Annotated in this window: 9 protein-coding genes and 2 pseudogenes; 4 read left to right on the top strand and 7 right to left on the bottom strand. The window is 45.1% G+C overall.

Features of this window, described 5'->3' with window-relative positions; all coding sequences use genetic code 11:
* Positions 1–283 (bottom strand): annotated as a pseudogene (locus tag JCM10512_RS21990) (BT4734/BF3469 family protein); the annotation flags it as partial.
* Between the two features lie 164 nt (positions 284–447).
* Here JCM10512_RS21990 and JCM10512_RS22495 point away from each other — a divergent pair.
* The 4 genes and pseudogenes from JCM10512_RS22495 (at position 448) to JCM10512_RS25070 (ending at position 3203) form a co-directional block, all read left to right on the top strand.
* Positions 448–660, top strand: a complete 213-nt coding sequence (locus JCM10512_RS22495) for a hypothetical protein (protein ID WP_148298367.1) — start codon at positions 448–450, stop codon at positions 658–660.
* 4 nt (positions 661–664) lie between these two features.
* Positions 665–793 (top strand): hypothetical protein, encoded by a 129-nt coding sequence (locus tag JCM10512_RS24590; RefSeq protein ID WP_262482598.1) that lies wholly within the window; start codon positions 665–667, stop codon positions 791–793.
* Between the two features lie 139 nt (positions 794–932).
* Entirely contained in the window at positions 933–1355 is a 423-nt protein-coding gene (locus JCM10512_RS10290) for a hypothetical protein (RefSeq protein WP_044162728.1), read from the top strand.
* Positions 1356–1738: 383 nt separating this feature from the next.
* A pseudogene (locus tag JCM10512_RS25070) lies at positions 1739–3203 on the top strand (IS1182 family transposase).
* 64 nt (positions 3204–3267) lie between these two features.
* Here JCM10512_RS25070 and JCM10512_RS10275 read toward each other — a convergent pair.
* The 6 genes from JCM10512_RS10275 to JCM10512_RS25235 form a co-directional block, all read right to left on the bottom strand.
* The gene (locus JCM10512_RS10275; RefSeq protein WP_044162726.1) at positions 3268–4170 is read right to left on the bottom strand and encodes a fimbrillin family protein; all 903 of its coding nucleotides are present in this window, start codon (positions 4168–4170) and stop codon (positions 3268–3270) included.
* Positions 4171–4293: 123 nt separating this feature from the next.
* Positions 4294–5481, bottom strand: a complete 1188-nt coding sequence (locus JCM10512_RS10270) for a DUF5119 domain-containing protein (RefSeq protein WP_044162724.1) — start codon at positions 5479–5481, stop codon at positions 4294–4296.
* A 2-nt stretch (positions 5482–5483) separates the two neighbouring features.
* Positions 5484–6131: a DUF3575 domain-containing protein gene (locus JCM10512_RS10265; RefSeq protein ID WP_148298366.1), complete on the bottom strand. Its 648-nt coding sequence runs from the start codon at positions 6129–6131 to the stop codon at positions 5484–5486.
* Positions 6132–6303: 172 nt separating this feature from the next.
* Positions 6304–6831 (bottom strand): OmpA family protein, encoded by a 528-nt coding sequence (locus JCM10512_RS10260; RefSeq protein WP_044162723.1) that lies wholly within the window; start codon positions 6829–6831, stop codon positions 6304–6306.
* 1224 nt (positions 6832–8055) lie between these two features.
* Positions 8056–8883, bottom strand: a complete 828-nt coding sequence (locus tag JCM10512_RS21375; protein WP_052517180.1) for an IS66 family transposase — start codon at positions 8881–8883, stop codon at positions 8056–8058.
* A complete protein-coding gene (locus JCM10512_RS25235; RefSeq protein ID WP_148298365.1) occupies positions 8865–9041 on the bottom strand; it encodes a hypothetical protein in 177 nt (58 codons plus the stop codon). Before JCM10512_RS25235 ends, JCM10512_RS21375 begins: the two co-directional genes overlap by 19 nt.
* Positions 9042–9081 lie beyond the last annotated feature (40 nt).

Raw genomic sequence — 9081 nt, 5'->3', positions numbered from 1 at the left:
CATGGTCGTAGTCGAGCCCGATGATATGGCTGCTTTGGCGGTAGTTACGGATAGCGTGAGCACCTTCGAATGTTCCGGCAGGGGTGAAGCAAGGGAGTTGGCTTTTTAGTTTTTGGGCGGCTTCACGATCGCCATCAGCGTAATAGTGTCGAATAGAGTTAATGGAACTAGCGTACACTGGACGGATACAGTTGCCGATAATTTGTAGGAAAGACACGGTCTTTGGTTTTTTGGAATAAACGTTTTCATATACTGATACGTAAATATCTTCAAGTGGTTTCATGGGATTTTTTTTATTTAATTGACGATTCTATTTTTGGAATAGCGATACAAAAATAGATGTGATTGGGCTGAAAATAGTACATATATAGGTACTGTTTATTTATCTTTTTTGTTAAAGGAATAAGATTTAACCGCAAATACTAACTTTAAAACACAGAAATAAATATGGAAAAGATTTCTTATGAGCCAATAAGTAAATTAATGGTAACTTTATTGAATCTGGATAAATTGAATACGTATGACTTTTTGGCAGCAGAATTGGATGCTTCTAAGTCTACGATTAGCAAAGTTAAGAAGGGGAGAGATGTCTGTATACGGCATTACATTCATGTGATTGGATGCGTGATGAGCATTATCCGTCTGACTTTTTTTGGCTGAGGTGATGTTGAAGCAAGTGCGGCGGTCGTTGGTGGAGAATCGCGATTTAGTGGTGGGAACTTTGCCACATGGAAAGAATGGTTGCAAGAAACCTGTTCCTGACGACTGGGAGGTGGTGGCGAAATGGGAGTGATGGTATGTCCAGAGGTATGATAAAATATCACATAATATTCATTAATTCAGATTGCGATTATGTGGGTAATTCTCTCTAAATTTGTGCATGCCGACTGAAATAATTATTTTGTTCGACTTAACTACAAAGAAAATGTATTATGAAAATTATTATTGGTGCTGTTGGAGTCACTTGTCTTTTAATAATCGTTTATGCATTTAGGTTAAAGGAAGCTTCTGACTTGGCAACGGCATTGGAGCGTTTGAAAATCCGATTTAGAGAGACTCAAGCTTACTCTGAAAAAGTTCAGGAGGATCTAGAGGATTTTATGGAAATAAATGATGCTTATGAATACGAAGTTTATCCGGATGTAAAATGTAAGAACCTCTTAGAGGAATTGAAAATTTTATATAGTGGCAATCTGTCGGACACAGTGTTTAATATGATTGATATTCTGGACTTGCCACATGATGATATTTTGGCTATGACGAAAAGTTTGGAAAAACAATTGCAAGCCTTTACCCAGTTAAGTAATCTTTTGCAAACTATAACAATTAAGGAGAAGGGGATTTTGGGTGGATAAAATAGGACTTCACTATTCAACTTTCCGCCTAATCCGCATTCTACATATTACGAAGCATTTTTATAGTGAGATTACTACCTTCATATAATCATAAATTTGAGAATAAAAAGCATGTAGCCCGAGAAGCCTTACTCTTTACCAGAGATTTTGCCACTTGAGTTTGGGGACACCCGTTGTGACCCCAAACTTTCAATTGCTTAGTTGCCTGTTCAGGTACTACATGCACCATTCATCACTAGCACCACGCTAACGCACGGCGTTTCTTTAATCCTTGACGTAACGTACAGAGTAAGCCCCGAGAGTCTGTGCAAAAACCTTAGAAGCTATATTGAATTATCATTTATTTTTTTTATATTTATAGAAAGAAACTAAACAATATATTTATGAACTACATAGTAGGAGAAAACAGAAATCAAGTTCAAATGATAGCTCTTGAACAATTGGTTGCTCCGGATTCCTGGGCAAGGGTTGTTGATTTATTTGTGGATATCTTACCTATAGATGGGCTTGGGTTTAAACATGTCAAACTTCAATCAGGAGGGAGGCCACCGTGTAATCCTGCAACATTACTAAAATTGTATTTATATGGTTATAAGCACTCAATAAGGTCATCAAGAAAGTTGGAGCACTCCTGTAAAGTAAATGTTGAATTATGGTGGCTATTAGGAGCTTAATGCCCTCTTTTCGAACAATTGCTTATTTTAGAAAAAATAATGCGGAGGCTTTTAGAAAAGTCTTTAGGCAGTTTGTTCTTATGCTAAAGGATATGGATCTGATAGAAGGCGAAACCATAGGTATAGATTCTTTTAAGATATTTGCCCAAAATAGTCTCAGAAACAATTATACACAAAAAAAAGATAGACAGACATCTTGAATATATAGATAACCGTATTAAAGAATTTGAAGTAGCTTTAGATAAGGCTGATAAAGAAGAAGAAAAAGAACTTCTTGAATCTAAGATTAAATTACAACAAGACAGGCGTAAGAAATACGAAACTCTTGATACGGAATTGAAGAATAGTAATGATACTCAAATAAGTCTGACAGACAAAGATTCAAGAGCATTAATGTTAACCAATAATGTATCAGGAGTTGGATATGCGGTTCAAGCAGCCTCTGATAGTAAACACAAATTATTGGTTCACTCTCATATTGGAGCATCAACTGATAAAAGAGAACTATCAACAGCAGCATTGACTGTTCAGGAACTACTACAATTAGATTCGTTCAACACACTTAGCGACGCCGGTTACACTAGCGGCGACCAACTACAAGCCTGCAAATATTCAGGGATATGTACTTATTCATCGCCTATGCCATCAACATCGCCTAATTCTAATTCCATACCACTGGCTGAATTTCATTATATAAATGACGGAGATTATTATATATGCCCTTGTGGAGAACAAATGACAACAACAGGGAAATGGAGAAACCGCCCCAATTATAGATCAAAAGTATATAAAACATCAGCCTGTGTAGATTGCTCAATAAGAGAAAAATGTAATAGAAAGAAGTGAATATCAAGATGTAATAGATGAAAATAACGCAAGGGTTATAGGAAATAGGAATTACTATAAATTGAGGCAACAAATTATAGAACATCAATTTGGAATTTTAAAACGCCAATGGGGATTTACGTATACCTTGATGAAAGGCAAAGCCAATGTGTTGAGTGAGGTTAACATCTTTATGACCATATATACCCTGACACGCTGTATCACCATAATGGGGATGGACGAACTCAAAAGAAGACTAAGGGCTTTCTTGCCTTTATTATCATTATATATGTCCTTATTGTTGATAAAATATGAAATACAGAAAAAAGAACTTTATCTTGTGATTTAAATATGTAATCCAAATACAAACTCTGGAATTGATGTAAAGGAAAAGTGTGAGCTTAAGAGGACCACTATTTTTCTAAAAGTAGTTTCTGCACAGACTCCCGAATGCTTACTCTGCATATTGACGTTAATGTCAATGGCTTCCAGCGGCTGGTTCCTGCGCCCGTACCGATGACTAGGTTGAATTCGTAGCTTTCCTTGCCCGTCACACCGGTCCACAGCGTCACATAGGCAGGATCAAAAGAGCCGTCCGCAATCTCGGTGTTGGTAAATCCGGCGGCGTACAGCAGCGGCGTATCGTCCATAGGCCAGCCCTTACTCACCGTTTTTGCAGGAGTGCCCGTGCTTGCCGGGACGTCCTTTGCCAGTTGCAGCGTGCCCGTAGTAGCGAGGTTCTTGAACGTCACCTTGGTGACTGTGACGGGGATGTCTTTCAGCTGTGTAGCTGTGCGTGCGTTGACTAGCACTCGGCTAAGGGCGTGCTTGAAGTTGAGCGTCACGGTGGTGTTGCCCGCAGCGGCAGTCTTCTCCTGTACTGCAACTAGGAAGTCTTCCTGCTTCTGCGCCTCGGTGGGGACGGTGTACGTCAGCGTATGGTCGGTCTTGGTCTTGAAACCTGCCGTCACGTTGGGCGTGTTGGCGGGGGAGTACGCAAAGAAGTTTACCTGCGTGGCAGGCCATAGCGTCTTGGGAGAGTATTCCCACAAGGAACCGTCCTGACTGCGTACCACGGACACCGCATCCATCACTATATCCGGTGTGCTACCCGTGAGGGCGGTCAGGGTGAAGTTGTTCAGCGTGGCAAGCGTGGTAGTTGCCGCTTTGGTCATTTTCGAACCGTTGACACGGAACGAGATCTCGTTGCGCCCGGTTGCGGGCACGTTGCTTTCCACCAGTTCCTCGGAGCACGAATGGAAGGCACACCCTGCTGCCAACAGCAGCAGGCTTCTGAATACCAGATTACTTTTCATTGTTTTTAGAAATTAATTAAATTACACATATAGCACATTAATGCATTATTTTTCAACATAGTTGATTTCAACGTTTATATGTCATATTATTAATGCCAGCGGGGACATTTCCTGTACATTTTTTTATTCGTAGACCGGTGTTGATTCCCAGCCACCGACACCCACGTTTATTCCGCCTTCGCCCGGAGTGGGTCCGGGAGGATTCACATCCACATCCGGCACTTCCAACCGTCCGAAGTTGTCCAGCACGATGTCGTACCCCCCGTTCCTTTGCCGCCACCACTGCCTGCGCTCCTCAACGGTACCTTCTCCGCTGCCGAGCAGGGCGCTCTGAACCTGGCTGAGGACCGATTCGTCCCAGGCGCCTTTCCAGTAACCCCATGCTCCGGTGTAGTAGAGGTTCGCGTTGGAAACCGCTTCGATGGTCAGCCTTATCGGCGTCTGCCCGTCCACCGGTCCGAAAGTACGGAAGCGGCCCGTTATCCAACCGTCTTTCCAGCAGTCTGCGGAAGCCTCGTTATCCCAGTCGGGGTTCAGCCGGGAGAAAGCCTCCCGCTCCTCCCTGCTCCACGAATAGGCTCTCCCGTTGACGATTGCCCTGAAACCTCCGTTGCCGAACAGGACCGTCGACGGCGATCGTGAAAGCTGGTTCCGCACAATGAAGTAGGAAGCCGACATGCCCGATATCGCCCCGCTGTTGTACGCCATGTTCTTGACGCCCTTTATCCCATGTATGAGGAAGGTGAACTCGCGCAACACGTTCTCTGGATAGAAATGCAATTTGAGCGTATCGCCCGGCGCAACGGATTCCATATCCACGTCCTGGGGGCAGGTATGTGTGTAGAAAGCCGCTGTTTTAGGTTCGGCAACGGTGGGCTCGCCGGGAAGAGGATCCCCGTACCTGTTGTACAGCCCGCTCTCGGCGGGGGTATAGGCTTCCAGTCCGGCAGGAGTATCGGAGCCACGGAACTCCAGGCCATTTTCACCGTAGTAATCGAAGCAGGCAGCGGTGTAATGCTCCTGTGCAAGCCGTTCGGGGCCGCCGTCCCTTTTCAGGTCGGCAACCGTCCTTTCGCCGCCCCGCGAGGGGTACCACACGGTGTGCATGAATTCGGGCAATGACTCCTGCGGGGCGTCCTGCCAGTGTATAATCACCTGCACGGGGAGCGTCTCGCAATCCGGGCAGGCATACAGTTCCCTGTTCGTGCAGGAAATCAGCGGAACCAGGAAAGCGGCCAGAAACGCAGACTTTATGGCTGTTCCGTTTCCTGACATCCCCCGGCTGAAAATAGATTTTAGTTGTTCCATCATCCTTATTTTTTATTTCTGACCGTACCGATAAGCCATACCAGAGAAACCCCTACCCTCGTCGGCCCCCAGTAGTGGAGTTTCTTTTCCGCACGTTTTGCGCCCTCGTTGATTTCCACGCACCAGTCGTTCAGGTAGTAGTGACCGGTGGCGTATCCAGCGGCCAGTCCCAGTTCCACGTTTATCCTCTTTGCCACGGGAAAGCTGTACCCGTAGCTCAACCCTGCCGTCCAGCTCCAGTTGCTCAGCCGTCCGAGGCTCCGCTCATTCTTGGGGAACAGGCGTATGTCATAAGTCCCGCCCATGCCATAGACGCCTATGGCATGTCCCTGCAACGGGCCCGGCGTGCCGATCCAACGGCGCAGTTCTACCCCGGCGAGCTGCACGCGGTGGTACCACCGCGTGCCTGCAGCACGCGGTTTTGACCACCAGCTCCAGTTGCCTTCCACAACGGCCGACCAGTTGTTCCCTAGGTAAGCTTCGAGGGACAGGTTGGGCAGCAGGGCGGCATCGTACAGCAGGTTGCTCTTAAGGGCAAGGTGCAGGGATCTGTCGGTGCCGTTCCCCCCGGCTTTTTCCGGTTCCCTGAGGATTTCAGCCTCCTTATAGAGGTACAGGGTATCGGTCTGCCGGATATATACCGTATCCCTCATCACCACTTGGACAGCAGGTATCCTGATGAGGGTGTCCGCTACTTGCAGGCGGGAGTTGCGCGGGCTTTCCACTAGCTGTCTGAGCGGCTTCCGCCGTCGGCCGGGATTTCACTGCTGTCCTTAAGCAGCACCCGTACGGAGACATATTGCAGCAGGGGATAAATTTCGCCTATCAGCGCTCCTGCGTGCTTTTATCGCATACGGAACGCAGCAGCCACAGCTTGCCGTTTTCATCACGAGAACTGTTTGTCAGTGCCAGTATGGCATCACGGCAGGGGAAGTCCTCGTCCTTTTCCATCAACGACCTGAACCCCTCCCAGTCTACGCCTGTCGACTTGATGCGGCAACGCGCATTTTCAATGCCGTAGCGACGTCCGATATACTCGCTCATGGCATGTGCCCGTGCGGAAGACAGTTTCCGGTTGTACTCCGCATGGCCTATCGGGGATGCGGCAGCCGTAATAAACACGGTGTCCACCTGTTGCGCCAAAGCGCCTGAACCGAGAAGCGTGTCCAGCGCAGCGAACATGGAAGCATTCCTACGGTAATCCGTGCGGAGTTCGGTACGGTTAATCGGGTAATACCATATTTTAGCACCCAGGGCGGATCCTTGGAATCCCCCCGGATGTGGTGTATCCTGCGGAGGATTGACCCAAGGCAGGATAAAAAAAACGAGAGTTTGTAGAATATGCGCAGTCATTAAGTCAATACATTTAAGTTCAATACTTTTACGTTGTTGCTCCGACAGAACAAAGGGTTAAAATATGTACGTAGAGGCTTACCTAACGCGGGTAGCCCCGTCTATCCAAAGATCAACTCGTCGCCAGAAGGGAGTAAGGAACCGCCCGCAATCTCGATGTCGGTAAACCCGGCAGCGTACTGAAGCAAAGTTTCGTCCACCAGGCCAGCCCTTACTCACCGTTTTTGCCGAGGCGTCTACTCTCTCTCTCTCATACGAATGAAATAAACGCAATTTAAATTTTTGATTCAAAGAAAGTGTAAAGAAGAATTAAGATTTTAAAAAAAACGTATAAGTCTATAGGTGTAAAAACGTATATTAGGAAAATTGTATATTTATGATTTTTTTTAGTCCGGTTTTTACGATTCATTAACGGATAGTCGAAAACATGAAGCGTCATTACATAATCTTGTTCATACAGCGGCATGTAGTCACATCAGTGGCTCTTTTAGTTGGTATTGCTTTAGAGGAATAAATGCTAAATATGAATAATCATAAATTTTACGATATTCCATACCGAATTTAAAAAATGCCCTATGACAATAATAGCAAGCATACTGGGCCTATACATAACCTGTCTTATTGTGACGTATGCCGTTATACATTATGAATCATGCGGAAGAGTTGGACAGTTCATGAACAAGCATGATTAGTCAGATATAAAAGGCACGCTTCTGGATGACACGAGTGCTTGCACCGATTTGGTTAGGGAGTATGGCATAATTATTATGCCAGGTCCGGTATTTTCCCTGCCCGTGAGGGTAGGGGAACTGTTTTTTTAAAAGGAAATGTGTGTCAAAGTCCGCACGATTAGTTTGTACGAGATTACTTTTTCGTAATAGTAACAAGTAGGCTTCCGTCCGTGTGGATAGGAGTTTTTTTAAACTTCAAATAAGGCACTCCATAGTAGCAGCGTAAGTATTAAGGCAAGAAAGATATACGTAATGGTGCTCTTTAATTGTAAGTCTTCGGTGAACCCTGTCTAATGTGCTAAAAAAGATCTCACCAGTGAAGCAACTTAATACCTCGATTCTATATAGTCGATGCAAAATATGTATTACATGAACTTATTCCGGGATCAGACACCCATCTACAAGGATTATGGGCGGGTATCAGTGTTTTTTTTGGTAAGCCTCTCCGCGAAGACGTCTATTACGTAAAAAATAAGCAGGACAATGTTTCCCGCTATTTTTTACTCCACTTGTCAGGAAGTAAGTTCCGGTATTTTTCGAGTGATGTATCCGGCGGAAGTGATGCGGCTTTGTTGATCACATCGCTAAGGTATTCGAAGGAGTTGATTCCGCCGAGCCTGCACGAACAAGCCAGCGAGTAGAAGATAGCGCCTCTTTCGGCTCCTCTATGGCTGACAAAGAAAAGTGAGTTCCTTCTGGAAAGGGATATGTAACGGTTTAGCCTTTCAATAGTATTCGTATCAAGTTTATAAATTCCGGAAGAGAAGATATTCTCAAGGCCTTTCCATTCACCCAGCATATAGTTTGCTGCTGTATACATCTGACTCTTTGGGGGATATTCCGGCGAAGATATTATCCTTTTGAGCGCAACCTTCAAGGCTTTCATGATATCTTTCGAGTATTTTCTTCTCCATTTCAGGTTATCCTCCTGTGTCCATTCATCCGCTCCAATACAATGTTTATGTTCTTGTTGATACAGCCGGTTGATTAGTTCTATTATCTTATCCGCATCAGGATTACCCTGTAGATCCAGGAATTTGCGTTTACAATGCTGGAAGCATGACACCCTGAGGATTTCACCACGCAGCGATTTGTAAGGCGCATATCCATTGCTCTGGACTGTTCCTTTATATTTTTCCAGTTTCTTATGTATAACATCACCCCGGCTTGAACCATTCTCGTAGAAGTAATATGCCAGGTTGAGATTCATTGCAAACATGGCCCAGATATATTCCTTGTTGATGTTCAGCGCGTCCGGATTCCCAGTTCTGTCCATTACTTTGTAATATGTCTCATCACAGCTTATGTAATTATCTTCCAATACAGCCCGTCCAAGGCTGTATAAAGGTTTTCGAACATATCCGCCGTTTTTGACAACAACCCGTTTGCCGTTGCCTTATTTACATGGAAGCCGTTGTCATTGAAATACCTGACTATACGCTCAACAGGCATTGAGTAGATATACCTGAGCTGTGCCATTCCTGCTATAAAGGAACCGTCAAAACTTGAGTTCTGGAGC

It is taken from the genome of Bacteroides reticulotermitis JCM 10512, from assembly GCF_000517545.1.
In the GTDB taxonomy this organism is placed as follows: domain Bacteria; phylum Bacteroidota; class Bacteroidia; order Bacteroidales; family Bacteroidaceae; genus Bacteroides; species Bacteroides reticulotermitis.
This window is presented reverse-complemented; position numbering and strand designations above follow the sequence as displayed.

What these genes read in the sequence shown, in the direction of transcription:
- JCM10512_RS22495 (WP_148298367.1), top strand. Translation starts at nt 448, where the DNA reads ATGGAAAAGATTTCTTATGAGCCAATAAGTAAATTAATGGTAACTTTA.
- JCM10512_RS24590 (WP_262482598.1), top strand. Translation starts at nt 665, where the DNA reads ATGTTGAAGCAAGTGCGGCGGTCGTTGGTGGAGAATCGCGATTTAGTG.
- JCM10512_RS10290 (WP_044162728.1), top strand. Translation starts at nt 933, where the DNA reads ATGAAAATTATTATTGGTGCTGTTGGAGTCACTTGTCTTTTAATAATC.
- JCM10512_RS10275 (WP_044162726.1), bottom strand. Translation starts at nt 4,170, where the DNA reads ATGAAAAGTAATCTGGTATTCAGAAGCCTGCTGCTGTTGGCAGCAGGG.
- JCM10512_RS10270 (WP_044162724.1), bottom strand. Translation starts at nt 5,481, where the DNA reads ATGATGGAACAACTAAAATCTATTTTCAGCCGGGGGATGTCAGGAAAC.
- JCM10512_RS10265 (WP_148298366.1), bottom strand. Translation starts at nt 6,131, where the DNA reads ATGAGGGATACGGTATATATCCGGCAGACCGATACCCTGTACCTCTAT.
- JCM10512_RS10260 (WP_044162723.1), bottom strand. Translation starts at nt 6,831, where the DNA reads ATGACTGCGCATATTCTACAAACTCTCGTTTTTTTTATCCTGCCTTGG.
- JCM10512_RS25235 (WP_148298365.1), bottom strand. Translation starts at nt 9,041, where the DNA reads ATGGCACAGCTCAGGTATATCTACTCAATGCCTGTTGAGCGTATAGTC.